This is a genomic window from Rhodococcoides sp. S146-33, from assembly GCF_059489205.1.
The window spans coordinates 1090327-1113735 of the sequence record NZ_JCAJWY010000002.1 but is presented as its reverse complement, the minus strand read 5'-3'; the positions used below and the strand labels follow the sequence as shown (position 1 = coordinate 1113735).

Below are 23409 nucleotides of genomic sequence, written 5' to 3'. Positions count from 1 at the left end.
TAGAGGTGCTCCTCACCGAACTGATTCCCGATGTCTCCGCCGAGAATTCCGACGGCGTCGACCCGGACGTCCTGTTCGACACCTTCACCACCTGGACCGCCGATCGCGGTCTGACGCTCTATCCCGCGCAAGAAGAAGCTCTCATCGAGCTGGTCTCCGGCTCCAATGTCATCCTCGCCACCCCCACCGGGTCCGGCAAGTCGATGGTGGCCATCGGGGCCCATTACGCCGCGATGGCCGCGGGCATCCGCAGTTTCTACACCGCGCCGATCAAGGCACTCGTCAGTGAGAAGTTCTTCGCACTCTGCGAGATCTTCGGTGCTCAGAACGTCGGCATGATGACCGGCGACGCGTCCGTCAACTCCGGAGCCCCGATCATCTGCGCCACCGCCGAGATCGTGGCGAACCTCGCCCTGCGCCAGGGTGCCGGTTCGGACATCGGCCAGGTGATCATGGATGAATTCCACTATTACTCGGAACCCGATCGCGGGTGGGCCTGGCAGGTTCCGTTGATCGAGCTGCCGCACGCTCAGTTCCTGCTGATGTCGGCGACGCTGGGCGACGTGTCGTTCTTCCGAGACGATCTGACCAGGCGCACCGGCCGAACCACAACGGTCGTCTCCGGCACCGAGCGTCCGGTTCCGTTGATGTTCTCCTACGTGACGACACCGATCAGCGAGACCATCGAAGAACTGGTGCAGACGCACCTCGCGCCGGTGTACGTGGTGCATTTCACGCAGGCCTCGGCTCTCGAACGCGCTCAGGCGTTGACGAGCGTCAACGTCGCGTCCAAACAGGAGAAAGCCGAGATCGCCGAGGCCATCGGAAACTTTCGGTTCACCACCGGATTCGGCAAGACTCTGTCGAGGCTGGTTCGACACGGCATCGGCGTGCACCACGCAGGCATGCTGCCCAAGTATCGGCGCTTGGTCGAGAAGCTCGCGCAGGACGGCCTGCTCAAGGTGATCTGTGGTACCGACACCCTGGGCGTGGGTATCAACGTTCCCATCAGGACCGTGCTGTTCACCGGACTCACGAAATACGACGGCATCAGGACCCGCAAGCTCCGAGCCCGCGAGTTCCATCAGATCGCCGGACGCGCGGGCCGGGCGGGATACGACACGCTCGGCACGGTCGTCGTCGAGGCCCCGGAGCACGATATCGAGAATGCACGGCTGGTGGCCAAGGCCGGCGACGATCCCAAGAAGCTCAAGCGAGTGCAGCGCAAGAAGGCACCCGACGGTTTCGTCTCGTGGGGTGAGCCGACATTCGAGCGGATCATCGCAGCGAGCCCCGAGCCGCTCACCTCTCGATTCTCGGTCAGCAACGCCATGCTGCTCAATGTCATTGCGCGGCCTGGCAATTGCTTCTACGCAATGCGCCACCTGCTCGAAGACAACCACGAAACTCGGGCCGCTCAACGCAAACACATCCTGCGTGCGCTCTCGCTGTACCGCGGATTGGTCGACGCGGGCATCGTCGAGCAGCTCGAGGAACCGGACGCCGACGGCCGACACGCTCGACTGACCGTGGACCTACAGCCGGATTTCGCGCTCAACCAGCCGCTGTCCACCTTCGCGGTCGCATCCTTCGAGCTGCTCGATGTCGAATCCCCCTCCCACGCACTCGACGTGGTGTCGATCATCGAATCGACGCTCGACGATCCTCGCCAGATCCTGATGGCTCAGCAGCATGCCGCGCGCGGTGAGGCGGTCTCACAGATGAAGGCAGACGGCATCGAGTACGACGAGAGAATGGAGTTGCTCGAGGAGGTCACCTGGCCGAAACCTCTTGCAGAACTCCTGGTTCCGGCGTTCGAGATCTACCGCGGCACCCACCCCTGGCTCTCCGAGATCGGACTGTCGCCCAAATCCGTCGTACGCGACATGGTCGAGCGAGCGATGACCTTCGCCGAGCTGATCAGTCACTACGGTTTGATGCGATCGGAGGGACTGGTGCTGCGCTATCTCGCCGACGCGTATCGCACACTGCGCCAGACGGTTCCGCCGGAATCTCGAACCGAAGAGGTTCAGGACATCACCGAATGGCTGGGCGAACTCGTCCGACAGGTGGATTCGAGCCTGCTCGACGAGTGGGAGAACCTGACCGACCCCGGTGCCGAGCCCGAGGCCCTCGTCGAGGCCTACGGATCCGACGCGCCGCGTCCGATCTCGGCCAATCCCAGAGCATTTCGGGTGTTGGCCCGTAACGCGATCTTCCGCCGGGTGGATCTGGCGGCGCGGCGCCAGTGGAATGCGCTCGACGAACTGGACGACGGTCCGGATTGGGAGACCGAGCTGGATCCGTTCTTCGCCGAGTACGGCGAGATCGGAACCGGCCCCTCGGCCCGTGGTCCTGCGCTGTTCACCCTGAATATCGGTGCGGAATCCACCACGGTGCGTCAGGTACTCGAGGATCCGGACGGAGACCACGGTTGGTCGCTGGACGGGGTCGTCGACGTCCCGGAATCCGATGCGGCAGGCGAGATCGTATTCGACGAGATCGTGATCACGGCCGGCTGATAACGTCCGGGCATGGCTACCGAGGTGTCCGTCGTCCGAGTGTTCACCGACGCCGACGGCAGGTTCGGCAACCCGCTGGGCATCGTGGCCGCGGGCGACGTCGACGAGGTAGACCGACAGCAGTTCGCCACCGATCTCGGCTTCAGCGAGACGGTGTTCGTGGATCGCACCGAGCCGGGTACGGCCTCGGCGACCATCTATACCCCCGCGGTGGAGCTCCCCTTCGCAGGTCACCCCACCGTCGGACTCTCGTGGTGGCTTCGCGATCAGGGACACTCGGTCGATGTGCTCACCGTCCCTGCCGCACCGTTGAGAATCCGCTACGACAACGATTCCACCTGGGTTCGCGCCCGCGCCGACTGGGCACCGGACTTCACCTTGCATCAGGTTCGCGATGCAGCCGAGGTAGCCTCGGCCGATCCCAGCGCCTACGACAGTGGGCACCACTACGTCTGGGCGTGGACCGACGAGGAGAACGGGGCGCTGCGATCACGCATGTTCGCCCCCATGATGGGCATCGCCGAGGACGAGGCAACCGGTGCCGCCGCCGTCCGGCTCACCGGGGAACTCGGCCGCGGCCTGCACATCGTGCAAGGCGCAGGCTCGCAGCTACGCACGACCTTCGACGAAAGCGGCTGGGTCGAACTGGGCGGACGCACCGTGACCGACGCGCCGATCACGGTGTGAGCGGCACGTCCACCTCGATTTCCTCGCCCAGCCGGACGCCCGCAGCCAGAGGGAGTCGATCACCGCTCCAGAACTTTCCCGGGTCGAACCAGTTGGCCTTCTTGTTGCCGGTGAGCAATCCCATCGAGTCGTAGGTCATGGCGACCACCTCTGCGCAGTAGGCGGTTTCGAGGGTGGCTCCATCCTGCTCTCGTTGTCGCCGCAGCGTCGGCACCCGCCCCCGGAACCACCGACCGGCGAGCGCGGCGGTGGTGGGAAACGCTGTTCCGTCCATGCGAGCTATCGTGCGCAGCAGGGCATCTTCCTGCTCTTTCGTTACTGGTTCGTCCAATTGCCGCAGCCAGCAACGCTGTTGGTACTTCGTGGCCCACTGGGTGACGGCCGCGCGCAGATCGTGGAGCTGCACGCCGCGCTGGAACTTGCCGGTCCACATGTCCTGCAACGACCTTCCCAGTTCTGCGTGCCACATCAGCGGCGGCAGGTCGTCGATCACGACGGCCATTCCGACATGATTGACCGGACTGTTGGTCAACGCCTGAATTGCCCGGTCGGCCGTCGACTCTCCACGGAAGATCCAGATGTCGCCCGTCCTGGTGGCATCGACGGCGGTATCGAGGCTGATTCGAGACGGGTTCATGACTCTCACCCTAGGTCTTGGCGCACCGGAGACCGCACGTCATGACGGTACGGTTGCCGAATGAACGTGTGGAAAGCTCTCGGCCTCGCCGGGATGGCCGGCGTCGCAGCTACGGGGGCGCTGGTGGTGCGGTCCGAGCGTAAGCGGCGTGCCTATGCCCCCGACGAAGTACGCGATCAGCTACACCAGCGGTTCGCGGCACTGTCGAGCGAACCGGAGCCAGCAGCTGCTCCCCCGCCCTCGCGGGGTCGGCAGCTGCGCGACAGGCTCCGGTTCAGCCGAGCGCGCTGAGGATTCGCGCGGCCATCTCTTCGATCTCGGCGTCCGTCATGACGAACGCGGGCGATATCTGCATCGCGCCCTGACCGGCCGCTCGGCCCGAAACCCCATGCGCACGAAGAGTCTTGACGAACGGCAGCGCCTCGCCCGGGTCGGCGAGTTGCACTGCGGCAACTGCGCCGATACCGCTGCGGATCTCCGAGACCCGTTCGTGTTCGGCCAGCGGCGCGAGGTGCGTGTGCAGTGCGGCTTCGATGCGCTTGGAGTGCGTCAGCAGTTCTTCTCGCTCGATGATGTCGAGGTTGGCCATCGCTGCGGCAGCCGCGCCTGCGTGGCCGCCGTAGGTGTAGCCGTGACGCCACCAGACTCCGCCTGCGAAGAACGGTTCGGCAATCTTCGGAGCAATGAACACCGCACCCATGGGCACGTATCCCGACGTCAGCCCCTTGGCGGTCGTCATCAGATCGGGTTCGAGCTCGAAACTCGTCGACGCGAACCAGCTACCGCCGATGCGTCCGAACCCGGTGACCACTTCGTCGGCCACGAACAGGACGTCGTTGTCGCGGCAGATCTGCCGAACCTCGCGCAGGTAGCCCTCCGGCGGCAGGTAGATTCCGCCTGCTCCGATCACCGGCTCGCAGAAGAACGCAGCCACGTTCTCGGCACCGACCTCCTCGATCAGCGCGAGCAGTGACTTCGCGTCGTCCCACGAAACCGTCCTGGCGTCGGCCATGAGCTCGCCGTAGTTCTCCTTGTTGACCGGGATGCCGGCCAGCGAGGTGCCCGCAACGTGCATGCCGTGGTACGCCTTCTGCCGACCGACGATCAGCTTCTTGGACGGCTGTCCCATTTCCACCCAGTAGCGGCGTGCAAGCTTCGCGGCGGTGTCGATCGAGTCCGATCCACCCGAGGTGAAGAAGATCTTGCTGCCGGGAACCGGTGCGATGGCAGCGAGGCGATCGGCCAGAGCCAGCGTGGTCTCTGGAACGAAGTCGCCGAAGTTCGAGTAGTGGGCAATCGAGCTCAGCTGCGTGGCGACGGCGTCGGCGATCTCCCGACGTCCGTGCCCGACGTTGGTGAACCACAGACCGGCAGTCGCGTCGAGATACTTCGTTCCCTTGTTGTCGAAGATGTACGCGCCCTCGCCTCGCGACACGACGAACGGCCCGTTGGCGGTGACGTTGCCCATGTCGGCGAAGCCGTGCCACAGCGCAGAGGAGTGTGTGGTGGCGGCTGGATCCAGGTCGGAAGACATGCGCTACACAGTAGTGGAGTCCGCTTCGATCGAGTCCGATCCGTACCTCCACCGTCCTGCGAGCCGCCCGACGGCATTCACCGCCAGGGCCATCAACGCAAAGGCGACGGTGAGAACGACCAGCCCGACGGCCAGCGCGAGGTATCCCTGACTGCGCGGATCGAGGAACGGATAGGGGTACCAGTCGACGACGGGTCCACGGACCAAGGTGTAGACCCCGTAGATCAGCGGGAACAGCAACCACGTCAGACTGCGCGACTCGGAGATCTGCCGCCGCGGTGGAGCGAGTATCCAGTCGAGCAGAAAGATCACGGGCATGATGCGATGCACCACGTTGTTGGTCCACGGATCCGCGACGCCGACATCGATGTTCGCGAGAAGGACTGCGTAGATGATGCCGGTGATCACCATGTACAGCGTCACTGCTCCGCGACAGAGCTGCCAACCCGAAGACCGCGGATCGATCACGCCGCCCACGACGAGTACGAGCACCGTCAGGACGTTGCTGATCACGGTGAAGTAGCTGAAGTAGTTGACCAACGAGAACGTCGGAGAGCCGAGCTTGTTCACGATGATCGAGACGAGCGCCGCGGCGGTGAGGGCCGCGAACAACACCCGCAGCGTCCTGATCGGTACCGGCGTGCGCGGCTCCGCGGTCACATCGTGCGAGATGCTCATGCGGCGATCCTGGCACAGTCGCGGCCGGCATTCACGAAGGTTGCGTCGATACGGATATCCTGGTGTGAGTATGTCTACCTCGAATCCGTCCGGTCAGCGAAAATCTCTCGCCCTACGTCTGGCAGACGTCACCATCCGCGACGAGAACCGGTTGCGGCGGCGACTGGACAAGGCCCGCACCGACGACGCGTTCGCCGCGCTCGAGCGCGATGTCGCTCGCGCCGAAGCGGTGGTCGCCCATCGTAGAGCCGCGGTCCCCACGCTCGATTTCCCCGAGTCTCTTCCGGTCAGTCTCCGCAAGGACGACATCTCTGCCGCCATCGCCGAGCATCAGGTCGTGATCGTCGCGGGTGAAACCGGCTCGGGTAAGACGACTCAGATTCCGAAGATCTGTCTTGCACTCGGTCGCGGAATTCGTGGGTCGATCGGTCACACTCAACCGCGCCGGCTCGCCGCTCGCACGGTGGCCGAGCGCATCGCCGAGGAAGTCGGTGAACCATTGGGCGAATCCATCGGCTACAAGGTGAGATTCACCGATCAGTCGTCGGATTCGACCCTCGTCAAGCTGATGACCGACGGCATTCTGCTGGCCGAGATCCAGCGAGACAGGCTGCTTCGCCAGTACGACACCCTCATCATCGACGAGGCCCACGAGCGCAGCCTCAATATCGACTTCATCCTGGGTTACCTCGCGCAGCTACTCCCCCGGCGACCCGATCTGAAGATCATCATCACCTCGGCGACGATCGATCCGGAACGATTTGCCCAACACTTCGCCCGCGATGGCGTGCCCGCGCCGATCATCGAGGTGTCCGGCCGCACGTTCCCGGTCGAAATGCGCTACCGGCCACTGACTGTCGACGCGGGTGACACCACGATCGACCTCGATCCTGTCGATGCCACCTGCCAGGCTGTCGACGAACTGATGGCCGAGGGCGATGGCGACATTCTGGTCTTCCTGTCCGGTGAACGCGAGATCCGCGATACGGCAGACGCATTGAACGACCGCAATCTGCGCAACACCGAGATCGTTCCATTGTACGCGAGACTCTCTGCGGCGGAACAGCATCGAGTGTTCTCTCCGCACTCGGGCAGGCGCGTGGTGCTCTCGACCAACGTTGCGGAGACATCGTTGACGGTCCCCGGCATCCGCTACGTGGTGGACCCGGGTACGGCCCGAATCTCGCGATACTCGTTGCGCACCAAGGTTCAACGACTGCCCATCGAGCCGATCTCTCAGGCATCGGCGCGGCAGCGGGCCGGGCGTTGTGGTCGCGTCGCCGACGGCATCTGCATCCGGCTGTATTCGGAGGAGGACTTCGAGTCGCGGCCGCAGTTCACCGAGCCGGAGATTCTGCGTACCAACCTGGCATCGGTGATCCTGCAGATGACCGCACTCGGGCTGGGCAAGATCGATGCCTTTCCCTTCGTCGAGCCGCCTGACCCTCGCAGCATTCGGGACGGCATCGGCCTACTCGAAGAACTGGGGGCGCTGAAGCCGGCCACCAAGGACGGCACCGCAGAACTCACCCCCATCGGCCGGGAACTCTCGGCGCTGCCGGTCGATCCACGAATGGCCCGGATGTTGGTCGAGGCCAACGGCAACGGCTCGCTGCGAGACGCGTTGGTGGTGGTGGCGGCCCTGTCGATTCAGGACGTTCGGGAACGACCCGCCGAGCATCAGCAGGCGGCGGACGAAAAACACGCCCGCTTCGCAGTCGAGAACTCCGACTTCCTGGCGTACGTCAAGCTATGGACGTACCTGCGCGAACAACGGAACGAGCTGTCGTCCAACCAGTTCCGACGCATGTGCCGCACCGAATTTCTGCACTACCTGCGAATTCGCGAGTGGCAGGATCTACACGGCCAGCTCCGCCAGATCACTCGCGGGCTCGGCTGGACGGTGCCGGATGCAGATTCCACCGAGACTGCGCTCCATCAATCATTGCTGTCGGGGCTGCTCTCCCACGTCGGACTCCGGGAGGGTGACAAGCGCGAGTTCCTGGGCGCACGAGGAGCGCACTTTGCTATCTTCCCCGGATCCGGGCTGTTCAAGAAGCCCCCGCGTTGGGTCATGGCCGCCGAGCTGGTGGAGACCGGTCGCCTGTGGGGCCGGATGGCCGCTCGCATCGAACCCGAATGGGCCGAGCGGCTCGCACCGCACCTGGTCAAGCGGACGTACTCGGAACCACACTGGTCCATCAAGCGCGAATCCGCGATGGCCTACGAGCGGGTGACGCTGTACGGCATTCCTCTGGTCACGCAGCGACCGGTGAACTACCACCGCATCGACGCCGAGGCGTCCCGAGAGTTGTTCATCAGACATGCACTGGTAGAGGGTGAATGGAAGACACAGCACGCGTTCTTCCACAAGAACAGGGCTCTGCTCGACGACGTGGGTGAACTCGAGCATCGTGCTCGGCGGCGAGACATCGTCGTGGACGACGACGCACTGTTCGACTTCTACGATGCCCGTATCGCCCCGGAAGCAGTGTCCGCGAGACACTTCGACACGTGGTGGAAGAAGGCCCGTCGACAGGACTCGTCCCTGCTGGATTTCACAACGGACACAGTCGTCAACTCCGACGCGGCCTCGGTGCTCACCGGTGCGTATCCCGATGCGTGGCGACAGGGTGAGATCCAGTTTCCGCTGACCTACCAGTTCGAGCCGGGTACGGCCGCCGACGGAGTCACCGCACGAATTCCCATCGCTCTTCTCGCACAGGTACAACCGGTCGGATTCGACTGGCTGGTTCCGGGAATGCGCGCGGAGTTGGTGACGGCCTTGATCAAATCGCTGCCGAAAGCTTTACGCCGCAACGTTGTTCCCGCCCCCGATTTCGCCGCCGCGGCCTTGGCGGTCATGAAGCCTCGCGCGGAGACTCTGGTGACGGCACTGGCACGCGAGCTGTCGCGGGCTGCCCAGTGCCACATCACCGCGAAGGACTTCGACGCCGCGGGTCTGCCCGACCACCTGAAGATGACGTTCGCAGCCGTCGACCCGGCCGGAAAGGTGTTGGGTAGCAACAAGGATTTGACGGTTCTGCGCACCAGCCTGTCCGGCGAAGTCGGTCGTCAGGTCGCGAGTGCGGTCGGCGACGCCGAGCGCGCGCCTACTCTCGCGTGGACCTCGGGCACTCTGGGCCGACTCGAGTCGACCGTCACCCGTGATGTGGGCGGACAGAAGGTCACCGGCTACCCGGCGTTGGTGCCGGAAGGACCCGGCGTTGCGGTTCGAGTCCTGAGCACGCCCGCCCAGCAGCGAGCAGCCATGCGCTCCGGAACTCGGGCCCTACTGTTGTCGACGGCACCGAAAGGAACCAAAGCTCTGCTGGCCGGCCTGCCGACCGCGGAACGTCTTGCGCTCGGCCAGAATCCGTACGGCGGAGTCGATGCGCTCCTCGAGGAGTGTCGAGTCCTTGCGGTCGAGGAAGCAATGGACGCACACGGTGGACCGGTCCGAGATCCGGAGGCTTTCGAGAAACTTCGCGCATCGGTCAATGCCGAGGTGCCACAGCGCACCGCCGCGGTGCTGGCCCTGGTGCGTCCCGTGCTGACGGCAGCTCTCGCGCTGTCGGCGCAGCTACAGGTGTCCTCGGGTGAGCCCGCCGACGATGTTCGGGAACAGCTCGACGGCTTGATCTTTCGCGGGTTCGTCACCGAATTCGGTTCACGCAGGCTGGCAGACCTGCCGCGATACCTCGCTGCGGCGACCAAGAGGTTGGCCACACTTCCGAGCAGCGCAGGCCGTGATGCGGCCGCGATGGACGTACTCGACCGCGTCTACGCCTCGTATGGGCGGCTGCTGGATTCGCTTCCGGAGGGCCGAAAGAACAGCGCTGGCGTGCAGGAGCTGTTCTGGATGATCGAAGAATTGCGGGTAGGGCTGTTCGCGCAAGGAATTCGGACTGCGTATCCGGTCTCGGAGAAACGCATCGAGAAGGCAATCGCGGATGAGGCCCGCTGAAGGTCGAACCGTCAGTCGATGTCCGCAGATTCGCGGTGCTTGCGCAGTTCGTGGATTTCTTTCTCGAAATCCTCGGCCGAACTGAACGAGCGATACACGGACGCAAATCGCAGATACGCGACCTCGTCGAGGTCGCGTAGCGGACCGAGAATGGCCAACCCCACCTCGTTACTGGGAATTTCGGCGGAGCCGGCGGCACGAATGGCGTCTTCCACCTGCTGAGCCAAGAGATTCAGCGCGTCGTTGTCGACATCTCTGCCCTGGCAGGCCCTGCGCACTCCTTTGACGACTTTTTCACGGCTGAACGGTTCGGTCACTCCGCTCCGCTTCACGACTGCGAGCACGGCGGCCTCGACGGTGGTGAATCGCCGACCGCATTCCGGGCAGGAGCGACGACGCCGAATTGCCTGCCCCTCGTCCATCTCACGCGAATCGACCACGCGTGAGTCGGGATGCCTGCAGAACGGGCAATGCATGAAGGAGCCTCCGTCGTAGCCGATGCGCCGACATCGAACATGCGTGTCGGAGCAATCAGTCGAGGATACTCAGTCATCGGCGTGTGCGATGGGGCCGGTGGTCATCTGCCGGGCGCGTACTCGACCACGGCACCGTCGTGAACCTCGACGACGCCTGCGGGCTGCACCCCAGCGCCGGGCGCATCGGCTCGTAGGTTCGCGATGCCGATCAGGCCACCGGCAACGACGACGGCTGCGAGCACCCACAGCACCAGCGATCGCAGCCGGACCGGCTGACCGGCGAAGTGCGCCGAGGTCTCGTCGAAGTCGCGATCGGCTGCCTCGCGGTCGGTGACATCGGTCCAGGACGACTCCAGAACCGGCAGGCACGGAGTCGTGTACGCACCGCGCATCGCGATGGAGCTCCGCAACGCAGGACGAGCACGGCGACGACGTTCGACGACAGTGGACCGGCTACGGACACCTGCGGTGGTGGGGCGATCGGTGATGATGGTCATCGGAACCTCGTCTTCGCTCGTTGGATCGATTGTTCGATCAGGCGTTCGATGGACGCTTGTTCGAAGTTCTATCACGAGCCTCCGACAAAGTCTGCAGAAAACGCGACACGAGTCGAACAGATGTTTGATTCAACAGCTGATACACGCTAGATTCGTGTCAGAAACCACACGCCACACGAGTCGACACCATCAACTCCAGTCCGCGCAGACCGAACCACGCAGACCGGATCCAGGACACCAGCAGGAGGCCGACAGCATGAAGGACCAGACCTCGACGAGGTCGACCACGGGTTCCAAGACGACCGGTTCCAAGGCGACCACGTCCGTGCCTACGAAGGCCGCCGCAGGGAAGCCTGCCGCGGAACCGACGCCCAAGGCCATGGAAGTCGGCACCGACATCAGCGCCGGCCTGACGGAGCGACAGCGAAAGGTGCTCGAGGTCATCCGAGCTTCGGTGACCGAGCGCGGCTACCCGCCCAGCATTCGTGAGATCGGTGATGCCGTCGGCCTGACGTCGACGTCGTCCGTTGCCCATCAGTTGCGCACTCTGGAGCGAAAAGGATTCCTGCGGCGCGACGCCAACCGCCCTCGCGCGGTCGACGTCCGCGGACTCGACGAGGTACAGGCCGATCAGGCTGCTGCCGCGGTCGACGGATCGTCCGAGGAACAGGATCGCTTGCCGACGCCGACGTTCGTGCCGGTTCTGGGACGAATTGCCGCCGGTGGACCGATCCTGGCCGAGGAAGCCGTCGAGGACGTGTTTCCGCTCCCCCGCGAGCTGGTCGGTCAGGGTTCGCTGTTCCTGCTCAAGGTCGTGGGCGAGTCGATGATCGATGCAGCCATCTGTGACGGCGACTGGGTGGTGGTTCGTCAGCAATCCGTGGCAGACAACGGAGACATCGTGGCGGCGATGATCGACGGTGAAGCGACCGTCAAGACGTTCAAGCGGTCGAAGGGCGAGGTGTGGCTGCTGCCGCACAACCCGCTGTTCGAGCCGATTCCGGGAAACAACGCTGCCATCCTCGGCAAGGTCGTCACCGTGATGCGCAAGCTGTAGAGAACAGCACCGAAACGCGAAGGGCCGCAGCACAGTGTGCTGCGGCCCTCGTGCTTTTCGGATCAGCGGATCATAGATTCAATCCGCGGCCGATGATCTCTTTCATGATTTCGGTCGTGCCACCGTAGATGGTCTGCACCCGAGAATCCATGTAGGCCTTGGCGATCGGATATTCCTTCATGTAGCCGTAGCCGCCGTGCAACTGCAGGCACCGGTCGATCAGCTTGACCTGGTTCTCGGTGGTCCACCATTTCGCCATGGCGGCTTCCTGCACGGTCAACTTGCCATCGTTGAGCAGTTCGATGAACTTGTCGACCATGATGCGGGTGGCGGTGGTTTCGGTGGCCAACTCCGCCAACACGAAGCGGGTGTTCTGGAACTTGCCGATCGACTTACCGAAGGCCTTGCGATCTCGGCAGTACTGGATGGTCATGTCCAGGGCCGATTCCATGGCCGCGGCGGCGACAACAGCGATCGAGAGCCGTTCCTGCGGAAGATTCTGCATGAGGTAGATGAAGCCCATGCCTTCTTCACCGAGCAGATTGGCTGCGGGCACGCGAACGTCCGTGAAGCTGAGTTCGGCGGTGTCCTGGGCCTTCATCCCGATCTTGTCGAGATTGCGGCCGCGCTCGAAACCTGGCATGTCGCGCTCCACGACCAGCAGGCTGAAGCCCTGGGCACCCTTCTCGGGGTCGGTGCACGCCACGACGATGATCAGATCGGCGTTGATTCCGTTAGTAATGAACGTTTTCGATCCGTTCAGTACCCAGTCGTCGCCGTCGCGAACGGCCTTGGTCTTGATGCCCTGCAGGTCGCTTCCGGTGCCCGGCTCGGTCATGGCAATCGCGGTGATCAGCTCACCCGAGCAGAATCCGGGGAGCCAGCGCTGCTTCTGTTCGTCGTTCGCCAACTCGATGAAGTACGGCGCGACGACGTCGTTGTGCAGGGTGAAGCCGATGCCGCTGTAGCCGCCGCGGGTGGTTTCCTCGGTGACGATTGCGTTGTAGCGGAAGTCCTTGACGCCACCGCCACCGAACTCCTCCGGTGCGGCCGTTCCGAGGAAGCCCTGCTTGCCGGCCTCGACCCAGACGCCGCGGTCGACGATGTTCTGCTCTTCCCACTTCGCGTGATTGGGGGCTACGTGCTGTTCGAGAAACTTCCGGTACGACTCCCGGAACAGTTCGTGCTCGGGCTCGAAAAGTGTGCGTTCCACGCAGATCTCCTTGTTCGGTGCGCACCGTCGTCGACCGCGAGAAAGGGGTGTCACAGCGCGGTCGTCGGTGCGACTGACGTCACCGTTCAAGACTACTTTCGCGGTGCACCGGGGGTCGATGACCAAAACGTGCGCGATCCGTGACCGCCCCCGCTACGTCCGCCGAGACGCGGTACTTTTCGCGAGCGCCGAAACGATCGGATAACCGACCAGAATGCCGAGCGAACCCCACGCGATTCCGCCGAGTTCGACCGAACCGACCGACAGCGTGAGGTCGCCGATACCCGCGACCAGTGCCGCGGCAACGACGATCAGGTTGACCGGATCGGCGAAGTCCACCTTGGCGTCGGTCCAGATGCGAACGCCCAGCAGCCCGATGAGTCCGTACAGAACCAGTGTTGCCCCGCCGATGACCCCGTCGGGAACGGTGAAGATGAGGGCACCGAACTTGGGCGAGAACGCGAGCACTATCGCGGTGAAGGCCGCGACCCAGTACGCGGCCGTGGAGTAGACGCGGGTGGCGGCCATGACCCCGATGTTCTCCGCGTACGTGGTGGTACCCGAGCCGCCGGCAGCACCGGCCAGGGTGGTCGCCAACCCGTCGGCAATCAGCGCGTCACCGGCGACGTCGTCGAGGTTCTTGCCGGTCATCGCCGCGACTGCTTTGACGTGTCCGACGTTCTCGGCCACGAGGACGATGACTACGGGCAACGCCACCAGGATCACCGACAGCTCGAACGACGGTCCACGAAACTCGGGCAAGCCGATCCAGCTCGCGGCGCTCAAGGCATCCAGGCGTAGTTGCGAAATTCCCCCGGTGACGGCCGCGAAGACCCAGCCGACCACGACGCCGAGCAGAATCCCGAGCCGGCCCAGCAGTCCGGGTCCCACGGCTGTGGCCAGCAGAATGGCAACCAGCGTCACGGCAGCGATCAAGGGCTGCGCCTCGAACGACGTCGTTGCGGCCGGGGCCAGATTGAGTCCGATCAACACGACCACTGCGCCGGTCACCACCGGCGGCATCGCGGCGTCCAGAACTCGCCGACCGGCGAACTTGACCACGAAGCCGATGGCCGCAAGCACGACACCGACACACAGCACGGCGCCGAGTTGCGCGGCCGGGCCGTTGGCCTGGGTGGCACCGAGTGGAGCCAGGAATGCGAAGGACGACCCCAGGTAGCTGGGCACGCGGCCTCTGGTGATGACGAGAAACAGCACCGTTCCGATGCCCGAGAACAACAGCGTCGTGGAGACCGGGAAGCCGGTGATCGTCGGAACGAGCAGCGTTGCACCGAACATGGCGACGACGTGCTGCATCCCGATACCGATGGTGCGCGGCCACGACAGCCGCTCGTCCGGTGCCACCACCGCCCCGGCCTCGACGGTTCTTCCGTTTCCGTGCAGCGTCCAACCCAGATTTCTCATGATGGGAAAAGACTATTGCGTCAGCCGAGGATCGCGCTCACTGCCTCTCGGGCGGCGGCAGTGCTGTCGGTCTTCAAGGCAGCCGCAGCTGCGGCCTTGCACTGATCGAGCGTCACCGTGGCCAGCTTGGAACCCACGTGCGCGACGGCCGCCGACGCAGCAGACAGAGAGGTGATGCCGAGTCCGACCAGCACGCAGGCCAGCAGCGGATCGGCCGCGGCCTCGCCGCAGACTCCGACCGGCTTACCGGCCTTGGCACCGGCGGCGGCAGTGTGCGCGACCAGGGCCAATACCGCGGGCTGCCACGGATCGGTCAGACCGGCGAGCTGAGCAGACATGCGGTCTGCGGCCATCGTGTACTGAGCCAGGTCGTTGGTGCCGATGGACAGAAAGTCCACGTGCTCGAGGATGTGTTCGGCGAGCAGTGCCGCAGCGGGCACCTCGATCATCACGCCGGGCGTCAGCCCACGCTCACGAACGTCGGCGGCGAAGTCCTTCGCTTCCTGCGCGGTCGCGATCATCGGGGCCATCACCCACGGGGAGGAGTCGGTTGCCTTCGCTGCCGCAGCGATCCCGTCGAGCTGGCGATACAGAATGCCGCGATCGGCCTCGGCGATGCGAATGCCACGAATGCCCAGTGCCGGGTTGGCCTCGTCGGGATGAGTGGCGAACCTCAGCGGTTTGTCCGAGCCGGCGTCGAGGGTGCGCACGACGACCTTCTTGCCCTCGAAGGCGTCGAGCACCTGGGCGTAGATCTCGGCCTGCTCGTCGACAGTGGGTTCGGAATCGCGATCCAGGAAGCACAGTTCGGTGCGGAACAGACCGACACCGTCCGCCGCACTCGATCGCGCCGCACGGGCACCCGCACCGTCCTGCACATTGGCGAGGATGTCGACCGCGTGCCCGTCGGCAGTCCTGCCGGGGCCGACCCACTGCGACACTCTGTCGAGTTCGTCGCGGGCGGAGACCACCGCAGAGCGGGCCGCGTCGGCGTCGGGTTCGAGGTCGATGCGGCCGCTGGTTCCGTCGACAGATGCGTTCGTGCCTGCGGCGACGTCATCGAGGCCTGCCACGGCGACGATGCACGGGATACCGAGCTGGCGGGCGATGATCGCGGTGTGGCTGGTCGGACCCCCGAGTGAGGTCGCAAGTCCGACGATCAGGGTGGGGTCGAGGCCCGCGGTGTCGGCCGGAGCCAGGTCGTCGGCGAACAGGATCGACGGCTCGGCCGGCACGGGAACACCGGGCTCCGGAACACCGAGAATTTCGGCGATCACGCGGTCGCGGATGTCGCGTAGGTCGGTCACTCGCTCGGCCATCAGACCGCCGAGCTGAGTGAACATGGCGGCGAACTTCTCCGTGGCCGCGGCCGTCGCAGTGACGGCAGAACTGCCCTTGGCGATCGAGGAGCGAGCGGCACCGAGCCATCCGCGATCGGTCGCCATTGCAGCATTTGCCGACAGAACCTCCGACGCCGCTCCCGTCGCGAGCTCCGCACGACCGCGCAGTCGAGCGGCGACGGCATTCGCTGCGGCATCGAACACGGCCTTCTCGGACTCCCGATCGGCCTCGGCCACCTCGCCGGTGTCGGCCGGAATGGACGGACGGGCACCGGGGCGAATGACGGGACCGTATCCGACACCGGGCACCACGGGCGTCCCGCGCAGTGTCGTCTCCGCTGCTCCGGTTCCGGCAGCATCGACTGTCGTGTCTGCGTGTCCGGTCGACGCGGTGCTAACCGATCCCGTCATGTGGTCCTCCTCGAATCCTGCGTGAACAAAAGGTCTTCGTACTGTTCGGCGAGCTGTGGCGAACTCAATTGCTTACCTGTGTTGTGACCGAGATTACTCCAAAGCCTTGACATGTCAACACACACGGGCGTAAAACAACATAAAGCAACATCAACCGGGAAGGAGACGCAGGTGTACGCCGAAGAACGACAGCACGCGATTGCCGAACTGATCAGTACGCACGGCCGCGTCTCCGTCAACGATCTTTCTGCCACGTACGGCGTCACCACCGAAACCGTGCGACGCGACCTCGCCACTCTCGACCGCATGGGAGTCGTGCGCCGCGTCCACGGTGGAGCAGTACCCGCGTCCACACTGACCACACTCGAGCCCGGAGTCTCCGAGCGCGAATTCACTCGGGCAGACCAGAAGGACGCAATCGCAGCCGCGGCATTGTCCTTCCTGCCGCCGGTGGGCGGCAGCGCCGTGTTCGACGCCGGCACCACCACGGGCCGGCTGGCGGGGCTACTACCCCACGATCGCGAGCTGACGCTCGTGACAAACTCGGTGCCGATTGCCGCTCGGGCCGCAACCATGCCGAGCATCAATCTTCGTCTGCTCGGCGGACGCGTACGCGGAACCACTCAGGCGGCCGTCGGCGACGAAGCCTTGCGAGCCCTCGAATGGCTGCGGGTGGACGTCGCGTTCATCGGCACCAACGCCATCAGCGTCGGGCACGGACTGTCCACCCCGGACAGTGACGAGGCCGCAGTCAAGCGCGCGATGGTCGACGCCGCAAATCATGTTGTCGTACTGGCAGATTCGTCGAAAATCGGCCGCGAGCACCTGGTGAGTTTCGCCCGAGTGGAGTCCATCGACGTCATCGTCACCGACAGCGACATCACGCACATCGACCGTAAAAATCTCAGCGACAAAGGAATCGAGGTGGTGATCGCATGATGGTCACTCTCACGGCCAACCCGAGTATGGACCGCACGGTCACACTCGACGCACCGCTCGTCCGCGGTGGCGTGCACCGGGCATCGACGTCGGCCACCGACCCGGGCGGTAAGGGCGTCAACGTCGCTCGTGTCCTCGGCGGCTCCGGAGTCGAGGCGTTGGCGGTTCTCCCGGCAAACGTCGGCGACCCACTGCTCGACGCGATGGACGCGAAAGGAGTGCAGTTCTCTGCGGTTCCGACGTCGGGGCCCGCCCGAACCAACATCACGGTCAGCGAAATCGGTGGTACCACCACCAAGATCAACGAGCCGGGCGCCACGGTGTCGGAGCAGACCCGTGCCGAGCTGCGTGAGCGGATCCTCTCGCTCGCAACGAACGCCGAATGGGTCGTACTGTCGGGTTCCCTCCCGCCCGGACTGCCCGTCGACTGGTACGCCGAGCTCGTGGTTGCACTGCGGGCCACCTCTGCGAAGGTCGCCGTCGACACGTCCGACGAACCCCTGCTTGCTCTCGCAGCAGCGTTTCCGGCGTCGGCGCCGGACCTCATCAAACCCAATTCCGAGGAGCTGGCCCAACTGACCGGGTACGATTCCGAGGAGCTGGAAAGTGCTGCAGCACAGGGTGACCCCACTGCGGCAATCGCCGCCAGCTCGATCCTTCTCGGCCGAGGAGTCGGCGCAGTGCTGGCCACGCTCGGCAGCGCCGGAGCCGTTTTGGTGACCCCCGTCGGTGCCTGGTACGCCAGCCCGCCCCCGATCACCGCGGTCAGTACGGTCGGTGCAGGTGATTCCTCGCTCGCCGGCTACATCCTCGCCGATGCCGAAAACTGCTCCGACGCAGACAAACTTCGCCGCGCCGTCGCCTACGGAACGGCCGCCACCGCACTTCCAGGCACCACGCTTCCCTTGCCCGAGCAGACCCACCCGACATCGGTGACGGTTCGCGCGCTCGACATCTCCACGTCCGTCACCCCGTCCACGCTCTCCCCTTCTTCGAACCGTATCTAGGAGCCCTCACATGTCCAGCCCCACCGAAGATCAGCCGATCATCGCCGAGGATCTGATCCTCCTCGACGCCGATCTGGGCGAATCCAAAGCTGCCGTCATCGAACGCCTGGCAGGCGTCCTGGCAGCTGCGGGTCGCGCAACCGACACCGACGCCCTGCGCGACGCAGCACTCGCTCGCGAAGCACAGTCGGCCACCGGCCTGCCCGGCGGCATCGCCATTCCGCACTGCCGTTCCGAGTCGGTGACGAGCGCGTCGCTCGGCTTCGCTCGCCTGAACCCCAAGGTCGATTTCGGGGCCCCCGACGGCCCCGCAGATCTGGTGTTCCTGATCGCTGCTCCGGCCGGTGCCGGTTCGGCACACATGAAACTGCTCTCTAGCCTGGCGCGAGCACTGGTGAAGCCGGAGTTCGTCACTTCGCTGCGCAACGCGTCCTCGGCAGCAGAGATCGTCTCGCTCGTCGACGGTGTCATCAACCCCGCAGCAAAGCCCGCCGTAGCGGCTACGGCAGCAACGGCTTCGGCAGCTACGGTGTCCACCGCCAAGCACAGCGCGGCCGCCACCCCGGCAGAGGCGTCGGCCCCGAAGCACATCGTCGCGGTTACGGCCTGCCCCACCGGAATTGCGCACACCTACATGGCTGCCGATTCTCTCGTTGCAGCCGGCGAGCGTGCCGGAGTCACCGTGCACGTCGAGACCCAAGGATCGAGCGGCAGCACCCCGTTGGACCCCGCAATCATCGCCGGTGCCGAGGCCGTCATCTTCGCCACCGATGTGGGTGTCAAGGGCCGCGAGCGATTCGCCGGTAAGCCCGTCATCTCCTCCGGCGTCAAGCGCGCCATCAACGAACCCGACGTCATGCTCACCGAAGCCCTGCGCGCAGCGCTGAACCCGGACTCGGCTCGCGTCGGCGGCACGGCGGTTGCGGCGGGTTCGAATGACTCCGCCGGCGAACTCGGCTGGGGCACTCGCATTCGGCAGATCCTGCTGACCGGCGTCAGCTACATGATTCCGTTCGTCGCTGCAGGTGGCCTCCTGATTGCTCTCGGCTTCCTGCTCGGTGGCTACGAGATCAAGGATGTCGCCGAAGACATCGTCGTGAACAACTCGCTCACCGCCCTGCCGGACGGCGGCATCCTCGCCTACCTCGGTGCCGTCCTGTTCCAGATCGGCGCACTCTCGTTCAGCTTCCTGGTCCCGGCGCTCGCGGGCTACATCTCGTACGCCATCGCGGACAGACCAGGTCTGGCTCCAGGTTTCACCGCAGGTGCAGTGGCGGTACTCGTCGGTGCCGGCTTCATCGGCGGTCTCGTCGGTGGTCTCATCGCAGGCTTCGTCGCACTGTGGATCAGCAAGTGGAAGATCCCCGCGGTGCTTCGTGGTCTGATGCCCGTCGTCATCATCCCGCTGTTCGCCACACTCATCGTCGGCGCCATCATGTTCCTGCTGCTCGGCAAGCCACTCGCCGCCATCACCAGCGGACTGACGAACTGGCTCAACGGCCTCAGCGGCTCCTCGGTGATCATCCTAGGCATCATTCTCGGCCTGATGATGTGCTTCGACCTCGGCGGACCGGTCAACAAGGCGGCCTACGCATTCGCAACTGCAGGTCTGTCGGTCACCGACACCGCCTCACTGCGCATCATGGCCGCTGTCATGGCTGCCGGTATGGTCCCGCCCCTGGCCATGGCACTCGCCTCGACCGTTCGCTCGCGTCTGTTCACCGAGGCCGAGCGTGAGAACGGCAAGGCTGCATGGTTCCTCGGCGCAGCATTCATCTCCGAGGGCGCAATTCCGTTCGCTGCGGCCGACCCACTCCGCGTCATTCCCTCGATGATGGCCGGTGGCGCAGTCACCGGTGCCATGATCATGGCCTTCGACGTCACCCTCAGCGCGCCCCACGGCGGAATCTTCGTATTCTTCGCCATCGGAAACCTGATCTGGTTCGTCGTGTCTCTCGCTGTCGGCACCATCGTCTCGGCGTTCCTGGTGGTCTCGGCCAAGCAGTTCATCAAGGGCAAGAACGCCCCGACCGAGGCCGAAATCGATCCGGCACTCGCCACCGTCTGACACTCGCTACGATCGCAACGAACCCACTACGAAGGAGCAGCACATGCCCAGCACCACAGTCGCCGTCGGATCCTCGATCGGTCTGCACGCTCGTCCCGCAGCACTGATCGCCGACGCCGTCGCCGAAGCAGGCGTGGACGTCACCCTCGCAGTGGCCGATTCGGAGCCGGTGGACGCAGGTTCGGCCCTGATGATCATGACGCTCGGAGCCACCAAGGGCACCGAAGTCACCGTCACCAGTGACGACCAGGCAGCCCTCGACAAGGTGGTCGCACTCGTCGAAGCCGATCTGGACGCCTGAAGCTCGACTTCTAACGCGAACGCATCGATCGCCGGACGGTGAATCCCACCGCTCCGGCGATCAGCACCACCCCGGCAGCGACGGCCGCTCGGAATCCCCATTCCGAGTCCGTCGCTGCCGGCGTATCCGAGGACCGATCTGCGCTCGGTGTCGGCGATACCGACTCCCGCGCAGCGGGTTCGGGGCCAGCAAGCTCGACGAACTGTGCATCGGGAAGGCGAAGGATCGGTGGCAGCGTTCCGTCCGTCGGACCGAATCCCGCTTCCGATCCCAGGAGCAGACTTCCGTCGTCCAGGAACGTCAGTGCCTCGCCCTGTGGTTGATCGGGTAGCGCGACCGCTGCACGTGGCGCGTTCGGGTCCACCAACGCGGACGCGATGTCGCCATCGGACGGATGAAACAGGTACGCATCGGTATACGTGCGCACCGCGGCGACGGTGCCGTCGGCGCTCACCGCTCCCCCGGTCGCCAGAATCGATCCGACCACGAACGGTGGACCACCGACAGTCCCGGTAGCGGAGAACGCCATGTCGCCGACCTTGCGGAGGGCCGTCGGTCCCGGACTGCTCAGTTCGGTGACGGATTCGTCGCCGGTCGGTACGTACACCCCGCTGACGCCCGAGAGTTCCTTGGTGACGATCACCGGTCGGCCGCCGGGTTCGATCAACACCGTCTCGGCATCGTGCGCACCGTCGGGGTAGGTGAGCCGGTGCAGTTCACCCACGCCTGTCGTCGGGTTCATTCGCGTCAATGCCACTGTGTCGCGGCGCATCTGGTTGTCGCCGATGTCGGCCAACCACAGCGAGCCGTCGTACGCGGTCATGTCCTCGACGTCGTACGGGTCGACGGGTACATCGATCCACCGATCCACAGCACAGTTCGCGTCGAGCACCGCGACCCGATCGTCGGCTCCGCTGTCTCCGATCGCGTAGAGGACACCGTCGATCGACGTCAGCCCGGAGAGTTCCGCGAGCCCGGGATCGGTGGGAAGACAGTACGTTTCCGGGCCGATCGGAGCAGCGAACGCCGTTCCGGAGAACGTGGTGGCAAACACAGCAGCACTACCTACCAGCAACCACGACCGCATCGACGTCAGGCGCTGGGGACGACAGCCGTGAACTCGACGAGCGCAGCTGCCAGAGACTGCGGCACCCGAGCTTCGACGCGAGTGCCGTCCTCCTCGTGCGTGGACTGCACGATTCGACCGTCGGTGTGGATCCGCGCAACCAGATCGCCGCGGGTGTACGGCACGAGGACGTCCACCAGTACGTCGGGCTCGGACAGAATCTCGCCGAGGTGATCGCGCAGTGCGTCGATACCCTCACCGGTCTTGGCCGAGACGAACCGTGCGCCGTCGAGCAGGCCGCGCAACTGCGTGAGCTGCACGGGGTCGGCAGCGTCGATCTTGTTGACGACCAACAATTCCGGCGGCATCTTCGCATCCTGCTCGCGAACCACGTCGGTGATCACTTCACGGACGGCCTTGATCTGATCGAGCGGGAGCGGATCCGATCCGTCGACCACGTGCAGCAGCAGATCGGCGTCGGTGACCTCCTCGAGCGTCGAGCGGAAGGCCTCGACCAATTGAGTCGGGAGATGCCGAACGAAGCCGACGGTATCGGTCAGCACGATCGCGCGGCCATCCTCGAGAGTCGACTTACGCGTCGTGGGATCGAGGGTGGCGAACAGCGCATTCTGAACCAGCACACCGGAACCGGTCAACGCGTTGAGCAGACTCGATTTGCCCGCGTTGGTATAACCGACGATCGCGATGGACGGCACCGTGCCGCTCAGCCGCTGTTCCCGTTTGGTGTCGCGGGCCTGCTTCATCCCCTTGATCTCGCGGCGCAGCTTGGCCATTCGCTCACGGATACGTCGGCGGTCGGTTTCGATCTTCGTTTCGCCCGGTCCGCGCAGACCGACACCGCCGTTGCTGCCCGCGCGTCCACCGGCCTGACGCGACATCGATTCACCCCAGCCGCGAAGCCTGGGCAACATGTACTCCATCTGCGCGAACGCGACCTGCGCCTTGCCTTCTCGCGACGTGGCATGCTGAGCGAAGATGTCGAGGATCAATGCGGTCCGGTCGATGACCTTGACCTTGACGACCTTCTCCAGCGCATTGAGCTGAGCGGGGGTCAGTTCGCCGTCGCAGATCACCGTGTCGGCTCCGGTCGCGAGCACGATGTCACGGACCTCTTTTGCCTTACCGGAACCGATGTACGTCGCAGCGTCGGGCTTGTCGCGTCGTTGCATCAACGCTTCGAGTACCTCCGAGCCTGCCGTCTCGGCCAGCGCCGCAAGTTCGGTCATGCTGGACTCCGCCTGCGCGGCCGTACCGGTGGTCCACACTCCGACCAGCACGACACGTTCGAGGCGCAACTGTCGATACTCGACCTCGGTGACGTCGGTCAGCTCGGTGGACAGTCCGGCCACTCGTCGTAGGGCCGTACGTTCTTCGAGCTGCATGTCGCCCGAGGACGGAGAGTCGTCGTCGTTCAGCGGAGAACGGGCCAGCCGCCTCGACCATGCGTCGGACTCTTCGCGGGTCCATGCAGATGCGGTGTCGGGTGAACCGTCGGCATTCTCGTCGATCGGTTCGCCCGCAGGTGATGTTTCATGTGAGTTCGTCATACATCTCCCATGATCC

At 64.8% G+C, this 23409-nt stretch carries 19 protein-coding genes; 9 read left to right on the top strand and 10 right to left on the bottom strand.

The window, feature by feature from the left end; all coding sequences use genetic code 11:
• Positions 1–5 precede the first annotated feature (5 nt).
• Positions 6–2522, top strand: coding sequence for a DEAD/DEAH box helicase (locus tag AC5WEY_RS13755; RefSeq protein WP_495646257.1), 2517 nt, complete (start codon positions 6–8; stop codon positions 2520–2522).
• 12 nt (positions 2523–2534) lie between these two features.
• On the top strand, positions 2535–3209 hold the full coding sequence (locus AC5WEY_RS13750) for a PhzF family phenazine biosynthesis protein (protein WP_495646256.1): 675 nt from the start codon (positions 2535–2537) through the stop codon (positions 3207–3209).
• On the opposite strand, the gene AC5WEY_RS13745 is transcribed toward AC5WEY_RS13750, so the two are convergent.
• Entirely contained in the window at positions 3199–3846 is a 648-nt protein-coding gene (locus tag AC5WEY_RS13745; protein ID WP_495646255.1) for a hypothetical protein, read from the bottom strand. The genes AC5WEY_RS13750 and AC5WEY_RS13745 overlap by 11 nt on opposite strands.
• Before the next feature lie 60 nt (positions 3847–3906).
• Here AC5WEY_RS13745 and AC5WEY_RS13740 point away from each other — a divergent pair, with 60 nt between their 5' ends.
• The gene (locus AC5WEY_RS13740) at positions 3907–4137 is read left to right on the top strand and encodes a hypothetical protein (protein WP_057477725.1); all 231 of its coding nucleotides are present in this window, start codon (positions 3907–3909) and stop codon (positions 4135–4137) included.
• Here the strand turns inward: AC5WEY_RS13740 and AC5WEY_RS13735 are convergent.
• A complete protein-coding gene (locus tag AC5WEY_RS13735; RefSeq protein WP_495646254.1) occupies positions 4121–5380 on the bottom strand; it encodes an aminotransferase family protein in 1260 nt (419 codons plus the stop codon). The genes AC5WEY_RS13740 and AC5WEY_RS13735 overlap by 17 nt on opposite strands.
• A 3-nt stretch (positions 5381–5383) precedes the next feature.
• On the bottom strand, positions 5384–6058 hold the full coding sequence (locus AC5WEY_RS13730; protein ID WP_495646253.1) for a Pr6Pr family membrane protein: 675 nt from the start codon (positions 6056–6058) through the stop codon (positions 5384–5386).
• 70 nt (positions 6059–6128) lie between these two features.
• Here AC5WEY_RS13730 and hrpA point away from each other — a divergent pair, with 70 nt between their 5' ends.
• On the top strand, positions 6129–10025 hold the full coding sequence (hrpA, locus tag AC5WEY_RS13725; protein ID WP_495646252.1) for an ATP-dependent RNA helicase HrpA: 3897 nt from the start codon (positions 6129–6131) through the stop codon (positions 10023–10025).
• Between the two features lie 11 nt (positions 10026–10036).
• Here the strand turns inward: hrpA and nrdR are convergent, their stop codons facing one another.
• Positions 10037–10501 (bottom strand): transcriptional regulator NrdR, encoded by a 465-nt coding sequence (gene nrdR, locus AC5WEY_RS13720; protein ID WP_008716872.1) that lies wholly within the window; start codon positions 10499–10501, stop codon positions 10037–10039.
• Between the two features lie 101 nt (positions 10502–10602).
• Entirely contained in the window at positions 10603–10998 is a 396-nt protein-coding gene (locus AC5WEY_RS13715) for a hypothetical protein (RefSeq protein WP_495646251.1), read from the bottom strand.
• A 379-nt stretch (positions 10999–11377) separates the two neighbouring features.
• On the opposite strand from AC5WEY_RS13715, the gene lexA reads away from it, so the two are divergent.
• Positions 11378–12055 (top strand): transcriptional repressor LexA, encoded by a 678-nt coding sequence (gene lexA, locus AC5WEY_RS13710; protein WP_032377716.1) that lies wholly within the window; start codon positions 11378–11380, stop codon positions 12053–12055.
• 70 nt (positions 12056–12125) lie between these two features.
• Here lexA and AC5WEY_RS13705 read toward each other — a convergent pair whose 3' ends face one another.
• The 3 genes from AC5WEY_RS13705 to ptsP form a co-directional block, all read right to left on the bottom strand.
• Positions 12126–13268, bottom strand: coding sequence for an acyl-CoA dehydrogenase family protein (locus AC5WEY_RS13705; protein WP_057477810.1), 1143 nt, complete (start codon positions 13266–13268; stop codon positions 12126–12128).
• 153 nt (positions 13269–13421) lie between these two features.
• Positions 13422–14693 (bottom strand): uracil-xanthine permease family protein, encoded by a 1272-nt coding sequence (locus AC5WEY_RS13700; protein ID WP_495646250.1) that lies wholly within the window; start codon positions 14691–14693, stop codon positions 13422–13424.
• Positions 14694–14713: 20 nt separating this feature from the next.
• Positions 14714–16444, bottom strand: a complete 1731-nt coding sequence (gene ptsP / locus AC5WEY_RS13695; RefSeq protein WP_495646249.1) for a phosphoenolpyruvate--protein phosphotransferase — start codon at positions 16442–16444, stop codon at positions 14714–14716.
• A 171-nt stretch (positions 16445–16615) separates the two neighbouring features.
• Between ptsP and AC5WEY_RS13690 the strand changes: the two genes are divergently transcribed.
• The 4 genes from AC5WEY_RS13690 to AC5WEY_RS13675 are packed head-to-tail and all read left to right on the top strand — an operon-like array spanning position 16616 to position 20759.
• Positions 16616–17383, top strand: a complete 768-nt coding sequence (locus tag AC5WEY_RS13690; protein WP_057477719.1) for a DeoR/GlpR family DNA-binding transcription regulator — start codon at positions 16616–16618, stop codon at positions 17381–17383.
• Positions 17380–18390, top strand: a complete 1011-nt coding sequence (locus AC5WEY_RS13685; RefSeq protein ID WP_495646248.1) for a 1-phosphofructokinase family hexose kinase — start codon at positions 17380–17382, stop codon at positions 18388–18390. Before AC5WEY_RS13690 ends, AC5WEY_RS13685 begins: the two co-directional genes overlap by 4 nt.
• A 10-nt stretch (positions 18391–18400) precedes the next feature.
• Complete coding sequence (locus AC5WEY_RS13680) at positions 18401–20458, top strand: PTS fructose transporter subunit IIABC (protein WP_495646247.1); 2058 nt, start codon at positions 18401–18403, stop codon at positions 20456–20458.
• Between the two features lie 43 nt (positions 20459–20501).
• A complete protein-coding gene (locus tag AC5WEY_RS13675) occupies positions 20502–20759 on the top strand; it encodes an HPr family phosphocarrier protein (RefSeq protein ID WP_032377711.1) in 258 nt (85 codons plus the stop codon).
• 10 nt (positions 20760–20769) lie between these two features.
• Here the strand turns inward: AC5WEY_RS13675 and AC5WEY_RS13670 are convergent, their stop codons facing one another.
• Complete coding sequence (locus tag AC5WEY_RS13670; protein WP_495646246.1) at positions 20770–21813, bottom strand: hypothetical protein; 1044 nt, start codon at positions 21811–21813, stop codon at positions 20770–20772.
• 38 nt (positions 21814–21851) lie between these two features.
• On the bottom strand, positions 21852–23393 hold the full coding sequence (hflX, locus tag AC5WEY_RS13665; protein WP_235581664.1) for a GTPase HflX: 1542 nt from the start codon (positions 23391–23393) through the stop codon (positions 21852–21854).
• Positions 23394–23409 lie beyond the last annotated feature (16 nt).

Coding starts and splice junctions, on each gene's coding strand:
- AC5WEY_RS13750 (WP_495646256.1), top strand. CDS start 2,535: ATGGCTACCGAGGTGTCCGTCGTCCGAGTGTTCACCGACGCCGACGGC.
- AC5WEY_RS13745 (WP_495646255.1), bottom strand. CDS start 3,846: ATGAACCCGTCTCGAATCAGCCTCGATACCGCCGTCGATGCCACCAGG.
- AC5WEY_RS13740 (WP_057477725.1), top strand. CDS start 3,907: ATGAACGTGTGGAAAGCTCTCGGCCTCGCCGGGATGGCCGGCGTCGCA.
- AC5WEY_RS13735 (WP_495646254.1), bottom strand. CDS start 5,380: ATGTCTTCCGACCTGGATCCAGCCGCCACCACACACTCCTCTGCGCTG.
- AC5WEY_RS13730 (WP_495646253.1), bottom strand. CDS start 6,058: ATGAGCATCTCGCACGATGTGACCGCGGAGCCGCGCACGCCGGTACCG.
- hrpA (WP_495646252.1), top strand. CDS start 6,129: ATGTCTACCTCGAATCCGTCCGGTCAGCGAAAATCTCTCGCCCTACGT.
- nrdR (WP_008716872.1), bottom strand. CDS start 10,501: ATGCATTGCCCGTTCTGCAGGCATCCCGACTCACGCGTGGTCGATTCG.
- AC5WEY_RS13715 (WP_495646251.1), bottom strand. CDS start 10,998: ATGACCATCATCACCGATCGCCCCACCACCGCAGGTGTCCGTAGCCGG.
- lexA (WP_032377716.1), top strand. CDS start 11,378: ATGGAAGTCGGCACCGACATCAGCGCCGGCCTGACGGAGCGACAGCGA.
- AC5WEY_RS13700 (WP_495646250.1), bottom strand. CDS start 14,693: ATGAGAAATCTGGGTTGGACGCTGCACGGAAACGGAAGAACCGTCGAG.
- ptsP (WP_495646249.1), bottom strand. CDS start 16,444: ATGACGGGATCGGTTAGCACCGCGTCGACCGGACACGCAGACACGACA.
- AC5WEY_RS13685 (WP_495646248.1), top strand. CDS start 17,380: ATGATGGTCACTCTCACGGCCAACCCGAGTATGGACCGCACGGTCACA.
- AC5WEY_RS13680 (WP_495646247.1), top strand. CDS start 18,401: ATGTCCAGCCCCACCGAAGATCAGCCGATCATCGCCGAGGATCTGATC.
- AC5WEY_RS13675 (WP_032377711.1), top strand. CDS start 20,502: ATGCCCAGCACCACAGTCGCCGTCGGATCCTCGATCGGTCTGCACGCT.
- hflX (WP_235581664.1), bottom strand. CDS start 23,393: ATGACGAACTCACATGAAACATCACCTGCGGGCGAACCGATCGACGAG.